This is a genomic window from Streptomyces sp. NPDC048664 (genome assembly GCF_040650555.1).
In the GTDB taxonomy this organism is placed as follows: domain Bacteria; phylum Actinomycetota; class Actinomycetes; order Streptomycetales; family Streptomycetaceae; genus Streptomyces.
The window spans coordinates 178,070-199,574 of the sequence record NZ_JBEZHK010000004.1; the positions used below are offsets into that span (position 1 = coordinate 178,070).

Here is a 21,505-nt window from a genome sequence, read left to right on the forward strand (position 1 = left end):
GGGCATCCCCTACCCCCTGACAGGAGGGCGTCCATGTCCACATCCGTGAAACCGCCGCTCGTCCACGCGGTCGACATCATCGGCACTCAGGATGAGGCCCGGCATCTGGCCGGTGAACTCGCCGCCCGCCTCGCTCTCACCACCGGCGTGCAGAGCATGGACTGGGACGAGACCTCAGCATCGTGGCAGTGCACACTCGCCGACGGCGGCCGCGGCCGGTTGACGCTGGCCGCCCCGGCGGACCCGGCCGCGGCCGCCGCTCACACCCACCGGATCGTGGCGACGTTCGAACAGGGCTCCCCGGCCGCGGCTGAGGCGTTCTTCACGGCCGTACGCCATCTGCCGTTCACCGCCACCGAGGTCGCCGCTGCCGTGACCGAGCTGCCGCTGACGAGTCACCTGGCCGACCGGTGGGCCGACAAGCCGCTCTCCGGCGTCGGTGTGCTGCTGACGATCCACCACATGCGCGACTTCCTCGTGCTGGTCGACAGTCTGCTCGCCCTCGGCGTGGACCCGGGGCACATGACCGTGATCGACAAGGAGTACCCCTACGCGCACACCCACCGGGTGGACGCGCACCTGGTGCAGCGGCACGGCATCGCCGTGTGGCGATACCGGGACCTGCGGGCGGGGATCGAGGACCACACCGCCCGGGTCGCGGCCGCAGGCAAACGCACCGTGGTCATGGACGACGGCGGCTACGTGATGCCCACCGTCCTTCGCGAACTGCCCGCGCAGGCGGACCACTTCGTCGGGCTGGTGGAGCAGACCACCTCCGGTATTCGCAAGGTGGAAGGGCTCGACCTGCCGCTGCCGCTGCCGCTGTTCAGCGTGGCCGAGAGCGACATGAAGTCCATGATCGAGTCGTACGGCATCGCCGACGCGGCCGTCCGCAACACCCTGCGGCTGCTGCCGGACGAGAAGCTGGAGGGTCAGGCCGCGCTCGTGCTCGGCTTCGGCCGGATCGGGCACGAGGTCGCCCGCGTCCTGGAGATGCGGCGGATGCGGGTCGCGGTGTTCGACTCCGACATCACCCGCCTGGTCGCCGCGCATGAGGAAGGGTTCCTCACCGGTAAGTCGCTGGAGCAGCTGGTGCGTACGCACCGGCCGAGGCTGGTCATCGGCTGCGTCGGCAGCCGCAGCTTCGGCGCGCGCGAGGCCCGGCTCCTGCCGGAGAGGTCCTTCCTGGTCAGCACCACCAGCCGGAACTTCGAGTTCGCCCTCGACGAGCTGCGCGCCGCGAGCACGGCGGTGACGGACCGGGGCGTGCTCGGAACCGGCTACCAGCTCGCCGGCGGCCCCGAGATCGTCGTCCTCGGGCACGGCATGCCGATCAACTTCCACTACGCCGAGTCCCTGTCCAACCGCTACGTCGACCTGGTCCTGGCCGGACTCGCGGTCGGCGCGGTGGCCCTGGCCCGCGGCGACGAGCGGCTGCAGCCCGGACACAACGTCGCCGCGACCAACCTGATCCTCGCCGAGTCGGGCATCGTCGATGACTACTACCGCCTCTACGGCCCGGCCGCCGGCGGCGGACGTGGCTGAACGGATCTTCACCCTCGACGACCTCACCGGAGCCCACTCCCGGTGCGGCTGCCTGGCCTGCAACCTCAGCGCCGTGTTCGCCGAGCACCTCACCGCCCTGCGCACCGGCTATCCCGGCGCCGTCATCACCCTCGGCCACCGCGGCCCGTCGCCCGGGACGACCGCGGTGCCGCACTTCCTCGCTGTACGCCTGGGCAGCGGGATCGCGGACGTCGTGGTGTGGGAGGAGATGCGCCCGCACCAGCTGACTGCATGGCTGCCGGCCCCGGATGCCCGGGCCCGGGTGCCGCAGCTGGCCGCCCGGATCCCACGCCTGGTCCGTATCCGCCAGGCCATCCGCACCGGCACCTTCACCCCCTCCGGAGCGGCCGGAGATGCCTTGTCCGCCGGAGGCCGTTACCCCTCGTTCCGCTTTCTCGTCGAACACTGGCCCACTCTCAACAAGGAGTTCACCTCATGACCGCTGCTTCCTCCTCCACCAGCCCGGACTTCGCGACCGTCGGTTCCGGTTACGCCGCGTACTCCGGCGGCGGCCGTGGCCGTCTGCGCCACGACATCACCGCACGCCGCGTCCTGACCGAGCTCGGTGAGCGCCCTGCCCGCGTCCTGGACGTCGGATGCGGCGACGGGGAGATGGTGCTGCGCCTCGCGGCCGCCGGACACCACGTGTCCGGCGTGGAGAAGTCGCCCGGCATGCTCGAGGCCGCCGCCAAGCGGATCGCCGCCGTCCCCGAGATCGCCGAGCGAGTGACCCTGAGCGAGGGCGACATCTACACCCTGCCGTTCGACGACGCCGCGTTCGACGCGGTCGTGTGCCACGGCGTCGTGATGTACCTGGCCGACTCCGTCGCCCCCGTCGCCCACCTCGCCCGGCTCGTCGCCGACGGCGGCATCCTCAGCGTCCTGACGAAGAACCGGCTCGCCGTGGGCGTGCGCGAGGCGCTGTCCGGCGACTACGCGTCGGCCCGGGCGCAGATCGAGAGCGGGCAGGCAGCCAGCGTCGGCAACCTCGGCATCACCACCCGCGGCGACACCCCCGACCACTTGGACGACCTCGCCCGCGCGAACGGACTCACCCCCCTGCCGTGGCAGGGCGTGCGGATCTTCCACGACCACCGCACCGACTGGAAGCCCACTGAGGACGAGTACCAGGCGGCGCTCGAGACCGAGTGGGCCGCCTCCAGCCGCAGCCCGTACCGGGAGCTGGGCCGCCTGGTGCACGCCGTGGCGCGCCGCGAGGCCACCGCATGACCAGCGGGGTCATCCGGCCGCTGACCATCGCCCACCTCGCCCGGTCCCTTGAGGCCCGGGCGGGGCAGCCGATGGAGGCGCTGCGCTGCTACGAGTCGCTGGCCGCGCTGTGGATCCGCTGCTGCGACACCGCCACGCCGGGGGCCCGGGCGCTGCGGGAGATGACGTTGCGCGCCGCCCGGCGGCTCGCGGCCGGCGAGACCGCCCTCATCACGCCCGAGTTCGACCGCATCCCCGACCGGCTGACCAGGGACGCTTCCCTCGTGCGCCTGCCGGCCTCCCTTGCCGTCCAAGGTGTGGAGTGCCCAGACGCCCTCACCCTGGCCGAAGCATGGCTGGGAGCCCGGCGGGACGCCGGGCCGGTTCTCGTCGCCGGGGTGCGCACCGGCGGGGCGTATCTGGCGCCGCTGGTCGCCGCCCGGCTGGAGGCCGCGGGCCTGGATGTCCGGGTGACGAGCGTGCGGCCCGGCGAGGACCTGGACGTCCGGGACCGGCGGGTGCTGCTCGTGGACGACCCGCCGCTGACCGGCCGCACCCTGCTCTCCCTCGCCCAGAGCGTGCCGGGACCGGCCGGCGGCGAGGTACTGGTGCCCGTCTTCGACCCCGCCGACGTGCAGGGACTGCGTCAGGAGGGGATCACGGTCACCGTGCTGCCGCGCGAGCGGTGGCAGTCCACCCGCCGCCTTCAACCGGACGCCCTGTCCGCCTACCTGGACGCGCACGCCGATTGGCAGGACGCCGGGCCGGCGCCGGTAGTGGAGGGTCTCGTGCCCGGGCGGGAGAACTCCGCCCTGACCCCGTGGCCGGGCGTGCGGCGTCGTTCCCCGGCCCGGGCCGCCGTCCGGCTGACCACCTCTGGGGGCCTTCGGCACGCGGTCGCCGGATGGGTGCCGCCCGGGATCTTCGGCGACACCGCCCGGGCCGCTGCCACCTCGGTGCGCAGCCCCGTGGTCCCGGCCACGCTCGCCGTGGCGCCCGCGATGGTGGTCAGTGAGGGCCTCGCCCCCGCCGCTCCCCTCGGTCCCCAGCCGGCGCCCGGGAAGCTGGAGGAGGCTGTGGACTACGTCCTTGCCCGCGCCCGGCAGCTCCCGGTGGAATCCGCGGTCCCCGGCGGGCCCATGCCCGCGGTTCTGCAGGCGGTGGCCGGGGCCCTGACCGGAACGGACGCCGCGGTGGCGGCGCCGGCCGCCGCGCGGATGCTGCAGCTGCTGTCCGCGCTGGCCCCGGCGCTGCCGGACAACCGGTGCGAGGCGGAGAAGTGGTTCCTCGACGACGCCGGACGCCTGCGCAAGACCGGGCACCTCGCCCACGCCTACCGTCGCGACAACGAGCTGCTCACCCCTCTGCTCGATCTGGCCGCGCTCTGCGTCGCCTTCGGCAGCAACCTGGACACCGTCGCCGACCGTCTCGCCCGCCGCCTCCCTGGCAGCAGGCCCTGGTATGCGCCGCTCGCTGTGGCGCTGCTGTGCTACGGGACGGCACGGGGCGCGCAGCTGCCGCGCACCTACAACCCGCAGCGGGCGGCCGAGACCGCCGTGGAGGCGTACCGGCTTCAGCGCGGCATGTCGAAGGCGGCTGAGGCCGTACAGCGCGTCCTGAGTGACCTGGTCGGCGGTCCGGAGACGGCCGTGCCTGGCGTCGTGCACCGGTGGCAGGAGCCGCCCGGGGCTCTGGTGCAGCCCCGGCTACCGTTCGGCGGCACCGCCGCCCGCCCGATCGGCCCCGGCCCGACGGGCGAGGAGACGCAGATGGCGCTGAAGGCCGTCGCCCGCTGGGCCGAGGGCCGCGCCCAGGCCGTGCGCGAAGGCGACGTGCTGCTGCTCGCCCCGCTCCAGGCGCCGTCGGCCTGGGACCGGGCCGCGCTGGAGGACCTCGCCCGGCTGCTGCCCCGCCCCGGACTGCTGGCCTGGTGCGGTGTACCGGTCGTAACGCTGGGCGAGGTGAGCTGATGCTGGTGTTCGACTTCGACGGTGTCCTGCACGACTCCCGCGCCCGGGCCTGGCGCTGCTATCAGGACGCCCGCGAGGAGATGGAGCTGTGGGAGCTGCCTGACCTGGCCGGGCCCGGCGACCTGCCGGTCGTCTACCAGGGCGTGCTGAGCGCTTCGTTGACCCGCTGGATCGACTTCGAGATCGCCGAGCGGTTCTGGAAGCGGCACGCCGAGCTGACCGCCCGGGCCGCCGCCGGCGAACCGTACGGCGTCATCCCCGAGTTGGCCGGCCCGCTGGCCGGCCTGGCCGCCGGGCCCGGGTACGCGGTGGTCACCGGAAGCCATCACACCACCGTCCGCACCCTGCTCGCCCGCACCCTCGCCCCGGAGGCGATGCCCCGGATCCTGCTCTCCCGCGACGAGCCGGGCAGCAAGACCGACAAGCTCCGTGACCTTCGCACCCGGTGGGAAGCGACGGCGTACGTCGGCGACACCGGCAGCGATGTCCGGCACGCCCACGCCGCCGGGCTGCGCGCGATCGCCGTCGCCTACGGCTACGCGAGCCGTGAGGACCTCACCCGAGCCGAACCTGACCGGCTGCTGGGCACTCCGGCCGATCTGGCCGCCTGGTGCCGGATTCAAGCCGCCGGCCCCACCACCGCATCGGAGCCGTCCACCGCCACCTGACCGTATCCCGAACACCGCCCGCCCTCCCCTGGGGACCGCCTGCACACCCCGGGGGCCGGCAGGCCCTACCCAAAAGGACCCTTCCCCATGGCCGACACCACCACTGCGGCACTGGACCGGCTGGCCCGCGCCGTCACCACCGCACACCCCGCCAGCCGCCCGCTGACCGATACCGACAGGGCCGCCCTCGCCCCCCTGCTCACTTCACCCAACGACCTGCGGGCCCGCCTGGAGGCCCACCTGGAGGGCGCGCCGGGGCGAGTGAGGGTGAGCGGCACCCTGGACCGGCGCCTGCTGCTCCTGGAACGCCCGAACGACGGGTGGGTCGCGGCCGACCTGTCCGGCGCCGAGCACGCCTCCCGCCACTGGCCGCGGTGGAGCGAGGGGCACATCCGGCTGGACACGCCGGACTCCTGGCTGTCGCACGCCGAGCTGACCGAGACCGCCGCGTACCGGCTGACCCGGCCGGACGTGCACCTGATGGCCCTGTACCACCCGGAGTTCTTTCCGCTGCCGCGCTTCCCTCTCGGGATCAGCGACGTGGCCCGCGCGGCCCGCTCCACGCTGATGGGCACGGTCACCCTGTCCGACATGCAGTTAGGCGTCACGCTGGAGGACCTGCTCAAGCAACTCACCACCCAGGCGCCGGACATCGTCGGCATCTCGGCGACGTTCGGCCAGCACGACCTGATGCTCCAGCTCCTGGACGCGGCCTTCGCCCTGCCCACACCACCGCTGGTGGTGGCCGGCGGAAGCCTCACCGCCCGCAACGAACGGCTGCTGCTGGAGCGCTACCCCGACCTGCTCGTCGCCCGCGGCGGCGGCGAGGCCACCATCGAAGCTGTCCTGGCCCACTGGCACGGCGACATCCCGCGCCAGGAGATACCCGGCATCGGCTACACCGGCGCCGCCCGCGGCGGCGGCATGACCATCGGCCGGCGCCGCACCGCCAAGCCCGTCGCCCGCGACACCGCCAACGACATCCTGCCCGAGCTCGACCTGCTGCCGGCCACCTTCGCCCACCACGGTGTGGCCCAGCTCGAGACCAGCCGCGGCTGCACCAACACCTGCTCCTTCTGCCCGCGCGGCCACAAGGGCCTGTGGGCCGGCGCCGCCCCCGGGCAACTGCCGTGGATCCTCGACGAACTGGGCAAGGTCTTCGACCGCCACCCCGACATCTCCCGCACCCTCTACCTGGTCGACGAGGAGATCATCGGCGCGGGCGACGACGCCGTCAGCCGGGTCCTGGAGCTCGCGCGCACCCTGCACGAGGCCGGGTTCGCCTGGGAGTCCAGCTGCCGCATCGACCAGACGGTGCGCACCGACCAGGACGAGGCGTGGCACGTCGAGCGGGCCCGCATGTGGCGCACCCTGGTCGCCCTGGGCCTTCGGCGGATGCTGTTCGGTGTGGAGTCGGGCGTCGACTCGATCCTGACCCGCTTCAACAAGGAGACGACCGCCGAGCAGAACGCCCTGGCTATCCGGACCCTGTCCGCGCTCGGCGTCCCCACCCGTTACACGTACATCACCTTCGACCCGCTCATGAGCCTGGACGAGCTGAAGGCCACCCACGCCTTCCAGGGGCGCACCGATCTGCTGCTGCGTCCCGAGCCCGGCCTGGGGGCGCGCCAGATCGTCCGCGGTGTACGCGACGAGGAGTGGGTGGCCGCGCACACCACCGGCCGGCCGCTGCACACCGGGATCAGCTACATGCTCGTCAGCATGGAGTGCCTGATCGGCGCCGCCTACACCCGGCAGGCGAGCGCTGAAGGGCTCACCGGGCAGCCGGAGCCGCTCATGGGCCGCGTCGCCTGCCGCTACCGGGACTGGCGCATCGGCGTCGCCAGCGGGTGGGCGCAGCGGTGGGTGGACCGCCACTTCGCCCTCGACTACACCTTCAAGAGCCTGGAGAAGGTCCTCGACGGCCCGCCCAGGCACGCCGTCCGGCAGGCGCGCGTGGTGCTGAAGGACGCCGCCTACCAGGTCCTCGGCGACATGATCCACGCCATCGAGCAGCACGACCTCGAGCGGCCCGAGCACGAGGCGGCCCTGTCCGCGCGCATCGAGACGGCGCTTCAGGCGCGGGCCGGGCTGCTGCGCGACCGGATGGCCGCCACGGCGGCGCAGGTCGGCCGCCATCTCTCCGGTGAGCACGCGGCCACCCTCGCCCGGGAGCACGAGCGGTGGACGTCGGCGACGAGCTGGGAGCTGATCAACGCGGGCGAGTCCTGTGCGTGAGCGTCCGGCCAGGGTCCGGGTACCCCGTCACCGCGTTGCGGTCGGGGCGCCCGGCACCCCGTGCTCAGGCGCCGGTCTTCTCCGGGATCGGCACCCAGTTGAACTCCGGGCAGAAGCGGGCGTACGTCGTCAGCTTCCACGTCGCGTACTCGTCGGTGCGGCCCGAGCTGCGCAGCAGGTGCTTGACCCAGGTGTGTGCGATGCGCTCGTCCAGCGTCATGGTCGTGTCGATCTGGTCGAGCATCCGGCAGGCGACGGCGTAGTCCTCAACCGTCAGCGCGCTCAGATCGATCTCGATGCCGTCCAGGGTGAAGGAGAACACCAGCCGCGAGGTGGAGAAGCGGGTCTTGCGCTCGCCCAGGAACGCAGTGTGGGGCGCCAGGACCTCGCGCAGGCGGTCGCGGTCCTGGACCGGGTAGCCGATGCCCAGGTCCAGGTCGGAGCTCTCCAGGTTCAGCCGGGTGCCGAAGGAGCCGACGTCGCGCGGCTTGTGCCCGGTCCACTCCATGATCATCGCGGACGCGTCGGCGCGCACCCGTTCCAGGCGGTCGTCGTGGACGCGCATCTCCTCGTAGAAGGCGCGGGCGCGGTCGAACTCGGCGTCGGTGAAGTCGCCGCGGTCGACCCAGCGCCGCTCAGTGATCGCGTTCAAGTCAAGTTCGGTGAAGGGAGGTTGTGTCGTCACGCGAGGCACCATACTCACTCCCGTACACGATTCATCAGTGTTTGCTACTAATTGAGAGGTAAGAGGTACTTCCTGTGAGTGCTCCGACTTCCCCCGCGCGCCGCACGCTCGCCCGCGGCTTGTCCGTTCATCCGATCGGGATCGGCGCCTGGGCCGTGGGCGGTGCCGACAACAACCTCGGGCTGCCGATGGGCTGGGGCACGGCCGACGACGCCGCCTCCCGCCGCGGCCTGGAGAGGGCCTACGAACTCGGCGCGAACCTCATCGACACCGCGGACGTGTACGGGCACGGGCACTCCGAGCGGATCATCGGCGACTTCGTCGCCACTGTCCCCCGCGCCACCGTGGTGCTGTCCTCCAAGGTCGGCTACCACCGCGGCACCGCCCGGCACGCCTACCTGCCCGCTGCCATGCGCCGCCAGCTCGAGACGAGCCTGGAGAACCTGCGCACCGACCGGCTCGACATCTACTTCCTGCACAACGCCGACTTCGGGCCCGACGACCGCTACCTGGAGGAGGCCGTCGCCCAGATGCGCGACTTCCAGCGCCAGGGCCTGGTCACCGCCGTCGGGATGCGCGGCCCCCACCGCCACGCCACCGAACGGGTCACCGTCGCCAGGGACCAGCGCGGCGACAAGTACGCCCGATTCGCACACCTCGCCGAACAGATCCGCCCCGACTACCTCGCGGCCCGCTTCAACGCCCTGACCCCGCCGCCCGCCGCCGGCCGGCCGGACATCTTCGCCCTCGCCGCCTCCCTCGGCGCCAGCGTCCTGATCAACAAACCGTTGGCCCAGGGCCTGCTCACCGGCAAGTACGACCCCGACCACCCGCCCGTCTTCGCCCCCGGCGACCACCGGCTGCGCAAGGCCTGGTTCACCCCCGAGGCACTGCGGATCATCTCCGAGGGCCTGCGCCCGCTCCGCGAGCGCTTCGGCGACAGCCCGGCCGCGCTGACCCGCGTCGCCCTCCAGGTGTGCCTGCAGCGAGCCGAGAACGCCGCCGTCCTCGTCGGCTTCACCCGCCCCGAGCAGGTCGAAGCGAACCTGACCGCCGTCGGCACCCCGCTGACCGACGACGAGCTCGCCTTCGTCCGCACCACCCTCGGCCGCCTCCAGCAGAACCTGGACGCCAACAGCGAGGTCTTCCTGGACGAGAAGGAAGCCGGCCGATGAACCCCGCCTCCGAGCAGCTGTCCCTGCTCGCCGCCGACGAGCCCGCCCACCAGCCGGCCACCGACGCCGTACGGCTGCTGTTGTTCAACGCCCAGCATGCCTCCCCGGAGCGCTCGCGCCGGCAGGCCGAATGGATCGCCGGCCGGGAGGGCGCCGATATCGCCGTCCTCACCGAGGTGTCCTCCACCCAGGGCGGCGACGCCCTCGTCACCGCGCTCACCGAGCGCGGGTATGCCACCGTGATCGCCCCCCAGCCGTCCACGCCCGACTACCGCACGGTCATCGCCTGCCGCACCAGTGCCGTCCGGACCGTCCCCAGCCCGGTCACCGTCACCCCCCATCGCGCCCCGGCGGCCCGCGTCACCGTCGGCGGCCACGACATCGGAGTGCTGGGCCTGTACGTGCCCTCCCGCGGCCCGAAGGACCAGCGCAACGTCGCCAAGCGCGCCTTCCAGGAGTCGGTCACCGAGAGCCTGCCACGGCTGCTCGCCGCCTTCCCGGACATGCCCGTCATCGTGGCCGGGGACCTCAACGTCATCGAGCGCGGCCACCGGCCACCGCACAAGGTGTTCGGCGACTGGGAGTACGACTTCTACGACTCGTTCCAGGCCGCCGGCCTCACCGATGCCTTCCGCCACCTCCACCCCGACGAGGTCACCCACTCCTGGTTCGGACGCAGCGGCAACGGCTTCCGCTTCGACCACCTCTTCGTCTCCACGCCCCACACCGAGCGCCTCCTGGCCTGCGACTACCACCAGGAAGCCCGTGAAGTGGGGCTGACCGACCACGCGGTCATGACGCTGCGCCTCGGCCTGCCGCCCGCCCCGGGCGAACAGGATGAAGCCCCAGGGAGGGGGGCCAGCTGACAGCTGGCCGCCGCAGCGATCGAACGTCGGCGTTTCGGCCAACCTCCCCCGAGCCGCAGGCCCTTGCGTGGCAAGGGTCGATGCACTGCGCACCCTCGGAGAACCGCTGAATTACAGGGTGCGCAACGCGTCCGAAAGGAACAGGTGCTCGAAATCGTGCGGCGTCGTTGAGCACGGCGACGCCACCGACACGTCCACGAGAGGGGAACACATTGACGCCAGTCGAACCAGGCGGCGACAAGACCCACGAGGACCTGATCTCCCGTAAGCGCGGCGCGTACCGGGGCGTGTGCACCGCCGAGGCCCCCCAGTACGAGATCGCGCCGTCGACTGGCGGCGCACCCGGCCCCCGAGGCGCCAAGCCGTCCGGCAACGGAACGGCGACCTGAACCACTGGAGCTTCCTTCCCCCCGCCTCCCCTCCCCCGACATCGAAGGCGAGACGACGTCCATGCCACCCAGCTCCACCGCGATCCGCAAGACCGTCCAGGCGTACCTCGGCCGCCACCCCGGCGAGCGTGACGCCCTGGCCGAGCTCCTCGCCGCGCTGGACCGGCCCGTCGACACGACCGCCCGGACGACGCTGCCCGGGCACGTCACGTGCAGCGCCGTCGTCATCGACCGGCAGGCCCGGGTCCTGCACATCCGGCACCGGGCCACCGGCGGTCTTATGCTCGCCCCCGGCGGCCACATCGAGCCCCAGGACCGCACACTGCTCGCCGCGGCGCTACGCGAGGTGACCGAGGAAGCCGGAATCCCGCCGGACGCCCTGTGCCTGACCCGGCAGCTGCTCGGTTCTCCGATCGACATCGACGTCCACGACATTGACGCCAGCCCTTCCAAAGGGGAACCGGCCCACCGCCACTACGACGTCCGCTACGTCTTCTACCTCTCCGGCGAGGAGTCGCCGACGATCGCGCTGCAGGACGAGGAGGCCTCCGGCGCCCAGTGGCTCCCGCAACCGGAGGTCACCTCGCCGACACTGCGCGCCAAGCTCCTCGCGGCGGGCCTGGACGGCCGGCCGGAGCCGGTAAACGCTTCCGCCCTGATCCACGACGGGAACGGCCGGTACCTGCTTCATCTGCGTGACCACAAGCCCGGCGTTATCTGGGAGTCGGGGGCGTTCGCCCTTCTCGGCGGCGGCCGCACGCACGACGACCAAAGCCTTGAGGGCACCCTGCTGCGAGAACTGTCCGAGGAGGTGCCCGACCTCCGCCTCGAGGACGTGAAGCCCTACGCCGTGGAGGCCGCGACCAGCATCGACGGCCTCAGCGTCCCGGTCCGGGTCTTCGCCGGCCGGTGGCGCGGCAACCCCGACCGGCTCGCGCTGCACGAGGGGGTGCTGCTGCGCTGGTTCACGCCCGAGGAGCTGGACCGGTTGCGCCTGAGCCCCGCCACCCGGGACCTGATTCGCCGGCATGCGGCCGAGAACCCCCCGGACAACCAGCCGGCCGCGGCCCCGCCCGTGTGGGACGGGGGCAGCCGGACCGTACTGAACGGCGTCGGAGTCCATCTCCACCTCGAAGACGCCGAAGGCCGGGTGCTGCTCGGCTTGCGTCACCCCGACTCGAAATATGCGGGGAACACCTGGCACTACCTCGCCGGGCGCTGTGAGCAGGAGTCTGCGCTCTCCTGCCTGGTCCGCGAGGCGCGGGAGGAAGCGGGGCTGGTCATCGAACCCGCCGATGTGGAGCTCGTGCACGTCGTGCACGTCGTCGACACCCCGGGCAGCCTGCCCCTGATGCAGCTCGTCTTCCGAGCTCGCCGGTGGGAGGGCGTCCCTAAGGTGCGCGAGTCCGACAAGTGCCTGACCTGGCAGTGGTGGCCGCGGGACGAACTGCCGGACCCGATCGTCTCCTACACCCGCACGGCCATCACCGCGATCGCCGAAGGCCGCGCCTATTCTCAGCTGGGCTGGTGAGCAGGGTGAGCGCACCCACCGTCAGCGGGCCCGGCCCGCGGGCCGAGACCGAGCTCAGATACGTGCTGCGGGGGCTCCCGGCGGAGCCGAGGGAGGTGTCCTGTGCCGCCTTGCACTGAGCCCCTCTCCGCCGCCGGCACCTCGCTGTGGCGGCACCGGGACTTCCGTCGGTACCTGACCGGCCAGGCTGCGAGCGTGACCGGCAGCTCGATCACGCAGATGGCGCTGCCGGTGCTGGCCGTGCTCCACCTGGACGCGAGCACCGCCCAGGTCGCCTGGCTGGCGTTCCTCGGACAGCTCCCTCCCGCGCTACTCGCCCTGCACGCCGGCGCGCTCGCCGACCGGCACTCCAAGCGACGGCAAATGATCTTGGGCGACCTGGTGAGCGCGACGGTGCTCGCCACCGTCCCGGTCTCGGCCGCGCTGGGCACCCTCACCCTCACCCAGCTCATGATCGTCGCCGTCGTACAGGGGGCGGCGAGCGTGCTCCACGACGCAGCGGCCATCAGCCTGCTGCCCAGCCTCGTCGACCGGTCCTTGATCCAACGGAGCAACAGCCGGGTCGGCGCACTGTTCGCGGTCGCCGCGACCGCCGGAAGCCACCTCGGCGCCGCGCTGACCGCGCTCCTCGGACCCGCCCGGGCCCTGCTCGGCGACGTCGCCTCCTACCTGATCAGCGCCGTGTGCACCGCCCGCATCCAGACCGCCGAACCCGCCCGCGCACGCCCCGAGACCCGCCGGCTGCGCGGTGAGATCGGCGAGGGCCTGCAGTACGTGCGCGGCGATCACCGGCTGTGGACCCTGACCCTGGTCAACGCCACGACCTCGTTCGCCCTCGGGCTGCTCAACACCCTCTGGGCCCTCTACCTGTTTGTTCCCGCTTAACGACGGTGTTGCTTACCTTCTGATGTACCGCTTGACCTGCTCGTTTGTTTGTTGCAGTCAGCCGGGTTGCATTGATACTCATCGGCCATGCACCAATCGACGTACTCATCAGCAGGCTGGAAGTCCTGGGGACTTGTGTTCAGGCCGGCGATCCCGGAGGGGATGCCGTTACTGTTCGACGACGACCTTCTCTTCGAAGACAGCAGCGGTGTCCGTCCCACCACCGTGATCAACTGCTGGGCCTGCGAGCTGCCAGCGAATGGATGCCCATCTCCAAATTCGTGGCCCTACTACGTGCGTACGGTGCGTGAGTGGCTGGAGTTCATATCCGGGCACGGGGTCGCCCTGTTCGACACGCGGCGTCGTCTGAAGGCGGCGTTGGGCGCGTACTCCGTCTATCGGGCCCAGGGCCCCATCGAGCATCGTTTCGAGGCGTCCACGTGGAACCAGAACATGGCGATTCTGGCGGGGTTCTACAAGTGGGCGAAGGATGAGGAGTACGCCGACTCCGAGCCGTTCACGTACCGGCAGGCGGTCTGGGCCTTCAAGGGACAAGTCCGTCGCGGACAGGTAAACCAGTCACGGCGGCGCCAGGCGAAGCCTCATGTGACGATCAAGTATCTCGACGACGACTTCACGGACATGTTCCTGAAGGGGTTGGCGGGCTTGAGTCCCGACGGCGAGCGAGATCTTCGTTATCGAGGACGGGAGTTGGCCCGGAACTCGGCAGTCGGTCGAATGATCGTCTCCAGCGGACTACGCAGTCAGGAGTACACGTATCTGCTGGTCTGCGAGGTGCCCCTGCTTCCCTCGCGACGGACTGCGGTGCCGGTCTCTTTCCCGGTCCCGTCCGGGATTACCAAGGGAAGCAAGTACCGCGAATCGTGGATCGATTACGACTCGCTGGCTGAGCTGCACTCCTACATCGCCCTCGACCGAGCAGCGGCGACGTTCGGATCGTCGTGGCGTCCGCCGGCCCGCTGGGGCGAGCCGCTGTTCGTGACGGACGCCGACCAGCGGGGCGGACGCGTCAACGGGGTCCGTGTGCAATGGAGCTCACTCGGCCCTGACGAGCGGCGGCGTCTGGTCGCTCCGGAGGGGGGTTCGATGTTGCTGTCAGTGTGGGGCCAGGGACGCCCGTTCACCGGATGGTCCACGGTCTTCGCCAGAACCTCCGACCGCATCCGCGAGCGATACGAGCCACGCTTCCCGCACGTCAACCCCCACCGGCTACGACACACCATGGCCATGGCGACCATGGCACGGCTGATGCGCGGCTGGTACGAGCAGGCTGCTCGACAGATTCGCGACACCGATGACGATGCCGCCCTGGCGCACTACCTGCGGACCCAGGAACCGCTGCTGATTCTGCGCGATCTGCTCGGACATACCAGCTCACTGACCACGGAATCGTACCTCCACCGTCTGGACGTGCTCCGCCTGTTCACGTCCCTGTATCGACGGGTCGGCAAGGAGTACGGGCTGCTGAACGAGGACGTCGAGCTGGAGCTCGAGACTGAGTTCAACGACGAACCGGCGGTGGTCTGATGCCGGCCACCGTCACTTTTGACCCGCTGGGTGTGCACTGCATCTTCAGCGATGGGTCGGAGTACCGCCGTCGCCTACGCGTGCGGCGGCCAGTGGAGCTCCCGGGGCTGGCACGCACTCTGCTGGAAGGCGCTACGGACCTTGTCCATCCGCACGGGCAGGTCGACAGTGCGGGAGGCTTCGATCTCTACCTCACGGCCGTCCGCGGCTTCACCGACTGGCTGGTCGAGTTCGGGTTCTCCGGCGGGGCCTCCGACCTGACGCGCGCGCTCCTCGCCCGGTACTGGCGGCAAGGGGTGCGATCCTCGCAGGAGAGCGCGCTGCGGGCGATGTTGCGCTGCGCGGATGACCAGGATCAGATTCTGGCGCCGGATGTGCGCGCGTTCGTCGATGGCCGGCTGTTCAACACAGGCGAGCGGTACGGCTCGCACCAGCCGTACAGCGAGGCCGAATGGGCTCGGCTCATCCGTACCTGCCGGGACGAGGTCGATGGCGCCTTCCGCGCGTTCTGCGCGGCCCGTGATCACGCTTCGTCAGCTGACGGTCCAGGGGCTTCGCTCCGTGAGCGCACTGCCCATCACTGGCTGGTGCTTCACGACGGGCCCGACCCGCTCGTCACCGAGATGGCAGACCGCGGCTCGTTCCCCTTCCGGCAGAGATACGGGGGCGGTCTTCGCGCGGTCCTGGATCCGCTGATCCCGACCCTGGACGTGATCATCGCCTATCAGCTGCTGTTCGGCGCCTACACCGGGATCGTGCCGGACGGGATCGCGGACCTGGGACTCGACGACATCGAGTGGGCGGGTGACGAGAAGATCCTCCTCAGCTACGTCAAGGGCCGCACTGCGGCAGAGAGCCTTGCTCTGTCACGTCAGGCCACTCGCCTGCTGGAACAGTGGATCGAGCACTCTGCGGTGGCCCGCCGCTTCGCGCCCGAGGAACTGCGCGACAAGCTCTGGGTGCGTTTCACGCCGGGCGGCACGCGGTCAGGAGAGCGATGGCTGGCCAAGCCGGCCACGCGCCTGTCCATATGCGCTTGGGTCGAGCGGCGCCAAGCCGTCGACGAGGACGGGCGCCCCACGCAGATGACTGGCGACGACGGTCGCCCCCTGTTCCTTCACCGGCACCGCATCCGCACTACCCACGATGCGCTGAAGGACCGGTCACACTGGCGCGGCAGCCGCCGGTCCACGCTGGATCCGAACCGGTCCCCCGGCGTCGAGGGGGACCACTACCTGACGAACACGACGCCGGCTCAGCGCGAGGCGGCTGAGGACATCATCGCCCAGGCGCAGGAGGACCTCGTTCGCCGGGCGCTGCCGCCCTTGGTGCTGGCCACCGCTGAAATGGCCGACCTGGTGGAGAACTACCCCGAGCACATGAAGCGGCTCGGCCTGGATGACAACGCCTTGGCGCAGCTCCTGTCCGGGGAACGCGACGTATTCACCGCGGCATGTGGAGATCAGCTGTCGGGGCTCCACGGGCCGAAGGGCAAGCCCTGTCCGGCACGCCCGTGGGTGTGCCTGCTGTGTCCGCTGGCCTTGTTCGCCCCTCGCCATCTGCCGAACCTGCTGCGGCTACGGGCGTTCTTCTCCCGCCAGTGGCAGCAGATGACCACCGCCGAGTTCATTCCCGTCTTCGGCCCGTACGCCCACCGTCTGGACGAGATCCTGACCCCTGACCGGTACTTCCCTGAGCACGCGCTACGGGCAGCCACTGCCGAGGTCACCGATTCCGATGGCGAGCTTCCCCTGCGCCCTGAGGAGCACACCATATGACCACCCCGCACCGGCCCACGGGCCTCCCGGCTGCCTTTTCGCGTTCCGTCTTTCGAGGCGAAGACGTATGCGCTGCGGCCGGTCTGCCGGTCCACGGCGCGGGCCCGCATCCGCACTTCGACGACGCTATCTGGGACTTCACCGGTGTCATCGGGATGCCGCGGTACCTTGCACGGCACGCGCGGATCCTGTCCTTCACCGAGATCCTCAACCCTCAATGGAGGGAACTCGCGAAGGAGTTCATCTTCGCCCGGCTCGCACCGGACCACCGCGCTGTGCGGGAACTTGCCCACGCCTACCGAACACCCGTGCAGATAGCCACGGTGCACGGGCGGCTGACCGTGCTCGCCGGCTGGCTCAACTGGCTCACCGAACAGGGCGTGGACAATCTCGCGGAGGTAACCCAGCAGCACTGTGCTGCCTACCTGGAACTTCGCAAGAAGGTACGGGACAAGCACGGCGTCGTGATCCGCGACAGCAGCCCCGGCTACCGCATGGACGTAGTGGCGGTCATCCAGGAGCTGGGCTACTACATGGAACTGTTCGCAGCCGACGGCTATGTGCCGGCCTTCCGTCCGTGGGGGCGACGCACGGCGTACTCCGTCGCCGGGATGGTCCGTAGGACGGGCAACACGACACCGCCCTTGAGTAACGACGTCTTCCAACCGCTCGTCGCGGCGGCCCTGTACGTGGTGGAGGTGCTGGCGCCGCACGTCGTGGAGCTGCAGCAGCAGTTGCAGGAGATGGTTCCGAACCGGCCGGGCCGCAACAACCGGGAGCGTCCGGTCTGGAGGGTCGAGGTCGTGCAGGCCATCGACCGCCACATACAGGAGGGCGATCCGTTCGATGTCGCCCTTGATCACGTCGTAGCCGAGCGGCTGGCGGACGGCTGGGCTCCGGACGATCCGCTGCTACGGGTGAACCTGATCTCCCTCGCCCACGAGACTGGACGGCACGCCTTCCACTACACGTGGCTGCCCACGCTGCGCGGCCACCTGGAGAAGGCCGTCAGAGAAGTCGGCCTGTCCAAACGCTGGGGCCGTGCGTCCGCCCTGGTCGAACGCGCGGACGGACGGGGCAGTGTCCCCTGGACCTTGCCGATGAACACCACCGAGGCCCGGCTGCAGCTCTCCCGGGCCCGCACAGCCTGCCTCATCGCGCTCGCCGCACTGACCGGAATGCGGAAGAGCGAACTGGCTGAGCTGACCCACGACTGCCGCCTGCCTCCCGAACAGCTCGGCGAGGGCCGCGTCCGCTACCGCCTGAAGGGCAAGGTCATCAAGGGGCGGAAGGTGGGTGGTGAGCTGTCCCGAGTTTCGTAGAGTCCGGTGATCTTGTTTCAGGCGGACTGCTGGGTGGCTTCCTGCTGTCGCCACCAGTCGCGTTCGTACTCGGCGGGCGGTACATAGTCGAGGGCGGAGTGGAGCCGTTCCTCGTTGTACCAGGTGACCCACTGGAAGATCGCCCGTTCGACCTGGTCGAAGCCGGTCCAGGGGCCTTGCATCTCGATCAGTTCGGCCTTGAAGGTGCCGTTCAGCGCCTCGGCCATCGCGTTGTCATACGAGTCCGCGACCGAGCCGACGGACGCGGCGGCCCCGATTTCGGCGAGCCGGTCGGTGTAGCGAATCGACACGTACTGCGACCCCCTGTCGCTGTGATGGACCAGCCCGGAGTCCTTCTTGATCCGCCGCCTCCACAGCGCCATCTCCAGCGCGTCCAGCGGGAGTTCGGTGCGCATGTGGTTGGCGACCTGCCAGCCGACGATCATGCGGGAGAACACGTCCAGGACGAACGCCACATACACCCAGCCCGTCCAAGTGCGGACATACGTCATGTCCGCCACCCACAGCTGATCCGGTCGGGATGCGGTGAAGTCGCGGTCAACCAGGTCCGGCGGCCGGGGCGCCGATGGCTCAGACACAGTGGTCCGCCGCCGCTGACCGCGGATGACGCCCTCCAGGCCCAGCTCTTCCATCAGCCGCTCGACGGTGCAGCGGGCCACCTGCACACCCTTGCGCTTGAGGGCGCGGGTGATCCGGCGGACGCCGTAGGTGCCGCCGGACTCGGCATGGACCTGTTCGATCAGCGGCATGAGCTGCTCGTCACGCAGCCGGCGGGCCGACTTCGGCCGCTTCTTGCGCGCGTAATACGCCGACTCGGACAGCCCCAGCACCCGGCAGGCGAACCCGACCCCGAGGCCCTTGTCCCTGAGGTGCTCGATCACCTGGTCGGCCTCGTCCGGGGACGGTCGAGTTCCGCCGCAAAAAACGCGCTCGCGGCCTTCAGAATCTCGTTCGCCCGCCTCAACTCCGCGTTTTCCCGGCGGAGTTGCCTCAGTTCTTCCTGCTCGGCGGTGGTCAGCCGGTCGTCGCGTTCGCCGGTGTCCGCCTCGGCTTGGCGGACCCAGCCGCGCAGGGCCTCCTTGTGGATGCCAAGGTCCTTGGCGACATGCGCGATCGGACGGCCGGTGGTGCGGACCTCGCGGACGGCCCGCTCGCGGAGCTCGTCCGGGTACTTACGTGGTGCTGGCACTGCTCGTGGTTCTCCTTCGGGCCAGGATCATAAGCCTGGCTTCAGGGACTCCACCAAACCGGGGTCAGCTCATCCACAAGATCAATCTGAGGAAGTGCCCGGCCACCTTGCGGAGCGAGGTCCGTCGTGTCCTCTGGGTCCTGATCAACGGCGAGCTGCGCCCCACCTACATACGGGAACGCGGCTTTCAGAACCGGACACGCGACGGCGTGACCAGCATGCGCGACAACATCATCCAGTGGATGAAGTTCGTACGCTGGCTCGACCGACAAGGCGTGTCCCAGCTCAGCGACTGCACCACGGAGCACTGGAAGGCGTACGCCGCCAAGTACGCCAGCGGCTGTACGCGCGGTCATGCCCTGACGATTCTGCGCTGGCTCTCGGACCTGTGGGCCTTCGACCAGCTCTCAGCCAGCCCCTGCGGCATTACGCGTCCTCCCTGGGAGGACGAGGGCATCGACGACTATCTACCCGCCGAGACGGGAGAGGCAGGCGGGGAGAACAAGACCGAGCCGCTGGATCCGACCGTGATCGGCCCTCTGCTCACCTGGTCCATCCGTCTGGTCGAGGACTTCTCCGGCGACATCCTGGCCGCCTGGGACGAACGCCGCCGCATGCACGCACAGGTGACAGCCGCCAAGACCACCCGCGAGGGCCTGGCAGCTCTCAAGAGCTATCTGCTGCCTCTGATCAACTCCGGTGCACCGCTGCCCGCCACCGTGAGCCGACTGCACGGCGTCACACTGTCCCACCACTACGTCGCCGCGGTCACCGGGTGCAGCCGCACCCAAGTCCAGACTATCGTCGCCCGGCGCGGACTCTACCGACTCGCGGCTCAGCGGCCTGGCCCCAGCCCGATGCAGGTGCCGGTTACGGGCCGGATCGAGGGACGGCCATGGCGCGAGTTCATGGACTACGAGGAGACGCCGATCCTGGTGCGACACCTGGCTACGGCAGCCGCAATCGTGATCTTGTACTTGACTGGGATGCGCTCCCAGGAGGCACGGTCGCTGCGATCCGGGTGCTGCCCCGACCCGCAACCGAATCCCGACGGCTCCACGCCGCGGCATCTGATCCGCTCCCACCACTACAAGAACGTCCGCGACTCTGACGGGCACCATGTCTCCGCCGGCGAGGAGCGGGCAGTCCCATGGGTCGCGATCACTCCGGTCGTCAACGCCATCCGCGTCCTGGAACGCATCGTCCCCAAGGACGAGCTCTTGTTCAGCTCCACCCACCACGACATCGTCTCCCAGCGAAGGCACCACGGTGCGCTGAAGCGGGCCACGCTGGATCGCCGCGTCGAGAACCTCGTGTCGTGGATCAACCAGGAGGCCACTGCTCAGGGCCTGCCGGCTCAACGGGTACCGGATGACCCGCACGGCAACCTTGGACTGAGCCGTCTGCGCAGAACCCTGGCCTGGCACATCGCCCGCCGGCCCGGTGGCCTGGTCGCCCTCGCCATCCAGTACGGACACATGCGCACCGCCCTGGATGCCCGCACCTCCAGCGGCTACGGCAGCCGCGAGCGCAGAGGCTTCCACGGAGAACTCGACGTCGAGACCGCCCTCGCCGCAGCGACCACCGCTGCACGTCTGCGCGACGCCACGGCGGCCGGCGAGAAGATCTCCGGCCCGGCAGCGCGGCGGGCAATCGTCGGAGCGGCCTCGATCCCCAGCTTCGAAGGTGCCCTGACCACCCCGAAGGCCGCCGCTAAGTTCCTCGCGCGTGATGGCCTCGTCCTCTTCGACAACCCGGACTCGTTCCTCATCTGCGCCTTCAAGCGGGACACGGCCCTGTGCGATCCGGATCCCGGAGCGACGGCACCCAACCAGTTCGCCTGCCAGCTCGGCTGCGGCAACGCGATCCGCACTGACAGCCACGCGCGGGCAGCACGGGAGCACGCTGATCGGCTCGATGCGAAGGCAGCCCTCGTGCCCCAGCCCCTGGGCGACCGGTTTCGCCGAACAGCCGGCCGCTTCCGTGCACTCGCCGACGCCCACGACGCCACCGCACAGTCCGCCGAGGAGGCCATCGCATGAACCAGCAGCACGGGGACGAACGCTCGCGCATCCGCGCGGCCATGGACCGTCTCCTGGCCGGCCAGCCCACCAGCTCCAACGGCAGCCTCACGGCGGTCGCGCTCGCCGCAGAAGCCGGTGTTCACCGCATGGCTCTGCAAAAGCGCCACGCCGACCTCAAGGAAGCGTTCTACGCGCGAGTGCGCGCAGAGACGCACCAAACGCCGGAAGTTGAAAGGCGACTCCGTAAAGAAGTGGTCCGCCTAAAGGAAGCCCTCGGGGAGTCCCGGGCTGCCGAGGCCGAATCCCGGCGCCGAGCGGAGCAGGTAGTCCTCGCAGCCGCCGTCCTCATCCTCAGGAAGTCCACTGACCAAGACCAAACCGTCCCGGAGAACGTCATTTTTCTGCGCCCGTTCCGCGACTGAGAGCTCTGGACGGTAGGTG

The 21,505-nt window shown here is 70.3% G+C and carries 17 protein-coding genes and 1 pseudogene; 16 read left to right on the top strand and 2 right to left on the bottom strand.

Annotated features, from left to right (window positions below; translation table 11 throughout):
- Positions 1 to 33 precede the first annotated feature (33 nt).
- The 6 genes from AB0C59_RS06300 to AB0C59_RS06325 all read left to right on the top strand — a co-directional run bounded on the left by AB0C59_RS06300 (position 34) and on the right by AB0C59_RS06325 (position 7,651).
- Positions 34 to 1,545, top strand: a complete 1,512-nt coding sequence (locus AB0C59_RS06300) for an NAD(P)-dependent oxidoreductase (protein WP_355273354.1) — start codon at positions 34 to 36, stop codon at positions 1,543 to 1,545.
- A complete protein-coding gene (locus tag AB0C59_RS06305; protein ID WP_355273356.1) occupies positions 1,538 to 2,005 on the top strand; it encodes a hypothetical protein in 468 nt (155 codons plus the stop codon). Before AB0C59_RS06300 ends, AB0C59_RS06305 begins: the two co-directional genes overlap by 8 nt.
- Positions 2,002 to 2,796, top strand: a complete 795-nt coding sequence (locus AB0C59_RS06310) for a methyltransferase domain-containing protein (protein WP_355273359.1) — start codon at positions 2,002 to 2,004, stop codon at positions 2,794 to 2,796. Before AB0C59_RS06305 ends, AB0C59_RS06310 begins: the two co-directional genes overlap by 4 nt.
- On the top strand, positions 2,793 to 4,745 hold the full coding sequence (locus AB0C59_RS06315) for a phosphoribosyltransferase (RefSeq protein ID WP_363001364.1): 1,953 nt from the start codon (positions 2,793 to 2,795) through the stop codon (positions 4,743 to 4,745). The genes AB0C59_RS06310 and AB0C59_RS06315 overlap by 4 nt, the downstream gene beginning before the upstream one ends.
- On the top strand, positions 4,745 to 5,413 hold the full coding sequence (locus tag AB0C59_RS06320; protein WP_363001366.1) for an HAD hydrolase-like protein: 669 nt from the start codon (positions 4,745 to 4,747) through the stop codon (positions 5,411 to 5,413). The genes AB0C59_RS06315 and AB0C59_RS06320 overlap by 1 nt, the downstream gene beginning before the upstream one ends.
- A gap of 87 nt (positions 5,414 to 5,500) precedes the next feature.
- Entirely contained in the window at positions 5,501 to 7,651 is a 2,151-nt protein-coding gene (locus AB0C59_RS06325) for a radical SAM protein (protein ID WP_355273367.1), read from the top strand.
- A 64-nt stretch (positions 7,652 to 7,715) separates the two neighbouring features.
- Here AB0C59_RS06325 and AB0C59_RS06330 read toward each other — a convergent pair whose 3' ends face one another.
- The gene (locus tag AB0C59_RS06330; protein WP_355273369.1) at positions 7,716 to 8,336 is read right to left on the bottom strand and encodes a hypothetical protein; all 621 of its coding nucleotides are present in this window, start codon (positions 8,334 to 8,336) and stop codon (positions 7,716 to 7,718) included.
- A 119-nt stretch (positions 8,337 to 8,455) separates the two neighbouring features.
- On the opposite strand from AB0C59_RS06330, the gene AB0C59_RS06335 reads away from it, so the two are divergent.
- From AB0C59_RS06335 to AB0C59_RS06370, 8 genes are all read left to right on the top strand, one after another.
- Positions 8,456 to 9,511, top strand: a complete 1,056-nt coding sequence (locus tag AB0C59_RS06335; protein WP_363001368.1) for an aldo/keto reductase — start codon at positions 8,456 to 8,458, stop codon at positions 9,509 to 9,511.
- Complete coding sequence (locus tag AB0C59_RS06340) at positions 9,508 to 10,377, top strand: endonuclease/exonuclease/phosphatase family protein (RefSeq protein WP_363001370.1); 870 nt, start codon at positions 9,508 to 9,510, stop codon at positions 10,375 to 10,377. The genes AB0C59_RS06335 and AB0C59_RS06340 overlap by 4 nt, the downstream gene beginning before the upstream one ends.
- A gap of 212 nt (positions 10,378 to 10,589) precedes the next feature.
- A complete protein-coding gene (locus AB0C59_RS06345; RefSeq protein WP_355273376.1) occupies positions 10,590 to 10,766 on the top strand; it encodes a hypothetical protein in 177 nt (58 codons plus the stop codon).
- Positions 10,767 to 10,827: 61 nt separating this feature from the next.
- A complete protein-coding gene (locus AB0C59_RS06350) occupies positions 10,828 to 12,297 on the top strand; it encodes an NUDIX domain-containing protein (protein WP_355273379.1) in 1,470 nt (489 codons plus the stop codon).
- Between the two features lie 102 nt (positions 12,298 to 12,399).
- Positions 12,400 to 13,182 carry an MFS transporter gene (locus AB0C59_RS06355; RefSeq protein WP_355273381.1) on the top strand — a complete coding sequence of 261 codons (783 nt, stop codon included), beginning with the start codon at positions 12,400 to 12,402 and terminating at the stop codon, positions 13,180 to 13,182.
- A gap of 162 nt (positions 13,183 to 13,344) precedes the next feature.
- Positions 13,345 to 14,730 (top strand): site-specific integrase, encoded by a 1,386-nt coding sequence (locus AB0C59_RS06360; protein ID WP_260824234.1) that lies wholly within the window; start codon positions 13,345 to 13,347, stop codon positions 14,728 to 14,730.
- Positions 14,730 to 16,508, top strand: a complete 1,779-nt coding sequence (locus AB0C59_RS06365; protein WP_260824202.1) for a hypothetical protein — start codon at positions 14,730 to 14,732, stop codon at positions 16,506 to 16,508. The genes AB0C59_RS06360 and AB0C59_RS06365 overlap by 1 nt, the downstream gene beginning before the upstream one ends.
- Positions 16,509 to 16,663: 155 nt before the next feature.
- Positions 16,664 to 17,830 (top strand): hypothetical protein, encoded by a 1,167-nt coding sequence (locus AB0C59_RS06370; protein WP_363001373.1) that lies wholly within the window; start codon positions 16,664 to 16,666, stop codon positions 17,828 to 17,830.
- Between the two features lie 17 nt (positions 17,831 to 17,847).
- On the opposite strand, the pseudogene AB0C59_RS06375 reads toward AB0C59_RS06370, so the two are convergent.
- Positions 17,848 to 19,040, bottom strand: a pseudogene (locus AB0C59_RS06375) (IS3 family transposase).
- On the opposite strand from AB0C59_RS06375, the gene AB0C59_RS06380 reads away from it, so the two are divergent.
- Both AB0C59_RS06380 and AB0C59_RS06385 read left to right on the top strand, forming a co-directional pair.
- Entirely contained in the window at positions 19,028 to 21,082 is a 2,055-nt protein-coding gene (locus AB0C59_RS06380) for an integrase (protein WP_363001375.1), read from the top strand. The pseudogene AB0C59_RS06375 and the gene AB0C59_RS06380 sit on opposite strands and share 13 nt — an antisense overlap.
- The gene (locus tag AB0C59_RS06385) at positions 21,079 to 21,486 is read left to right on the top strand and encodes a hypothetical protein (protein ID WP_356583081.1); all 408 of its coding nucleotides are present in this window, start codon (positions 21,079 to 21,081) and stop codon (positions 21,484 to 21,486) included. Before AB0C59_RS06380 ends, AB0C59_RS06385 begins: the two co-directional genes overlap by 4 nt.
- The last annotated feature ends 19 nt before the right edge of the window (positions 21,487 to 21,505 follow it).

What these genes read in the sequence shown, in the direction of transcription:
- AB0C59_RS06300 (WP_355273354.1), top strand. Translation starts at nt 34, where the DNA reads ATGTCCACATCCGTGAAACCGCCGCTCGTCCACGCGGTCGACATCATC.
- AB0C59_RS06310 (WP_355273359.1), top strand. Translation starts at nt 2,002, where the DNA reads ATGACCGCTGCTTCCTCCTCCACCAGCCCGGACTTCGCGACCGTCGGT.
- AB0C59_RS06315 (WP_363001364.1), top strand. Translation starts at nt 2,793, where the DNA reads ATGACCAGCGGGGTCATCCGGCCGCTGACCATCGCCCACCTCGCCCGG.
- AB0C59_RS06320 (WP_363001366.1), top strand. Translation starts at nt 4,745, where the DNA reads ATGCTGGTGTTCGACTTCGACGGTGTCCTGCACGACTCCCGCGCCCGG.
- AB0C59_RS06325 (WP_355273367.1), top strand. Translation starts at nt 5,501, where the DNA reads ATGGCCGACACCACCACTGCGGCACTGGACCGGCTGGCCCGCGCCGTC.
- AB0C59_RS06340 (WP_363001370.1), top strand. Translation starts at nt 9,508, where the DNA reads ATGAACCCCGCCTCCGAGCAGCTGTCCCTGCTCGCCGCCGACGAGCCC.
- AB0C59_RS06350 (WP_355273379.1), top strand. Translation starts at nt 10,828, where the DNA reads ATGCCACCCAGCTCCACCGCGATCCGCAAGACCGTCCAGGCGTACCTC.
- AB0C59_RS06360 (WP_260824234.1), top strand. Translation starts at nt 13,345, where the DNA reads ATGCCGTTACTGTTCGACGACGACCTTCTCTTCGAAGACAGCAGCGGT.
- AB0C59_RS06365 (WP_260824202.1), top strand. Translation starts at nt 14,730, where the DNA reads ATGCCGGCCACCGTCACTTTTGACCCGCTGGGTGTGCACTGCATCTTC.
- AB0C59_RS06370 (WP_363001373.1), top strand. Translation starts at nt 16,664, where the DNA reads ATGCCGCGGTACCTTGCACGGCACGCGCGGATCCTGTCCTTCACCGAG.
- AB0C59_RS06385 (WP_356583081.1), top strand. Translation starts at nt 21,079, where the DNA reads ATGAACCAGCAGCACGGGGACGAACGCTCGCGCATCCGCGCGGCCATG.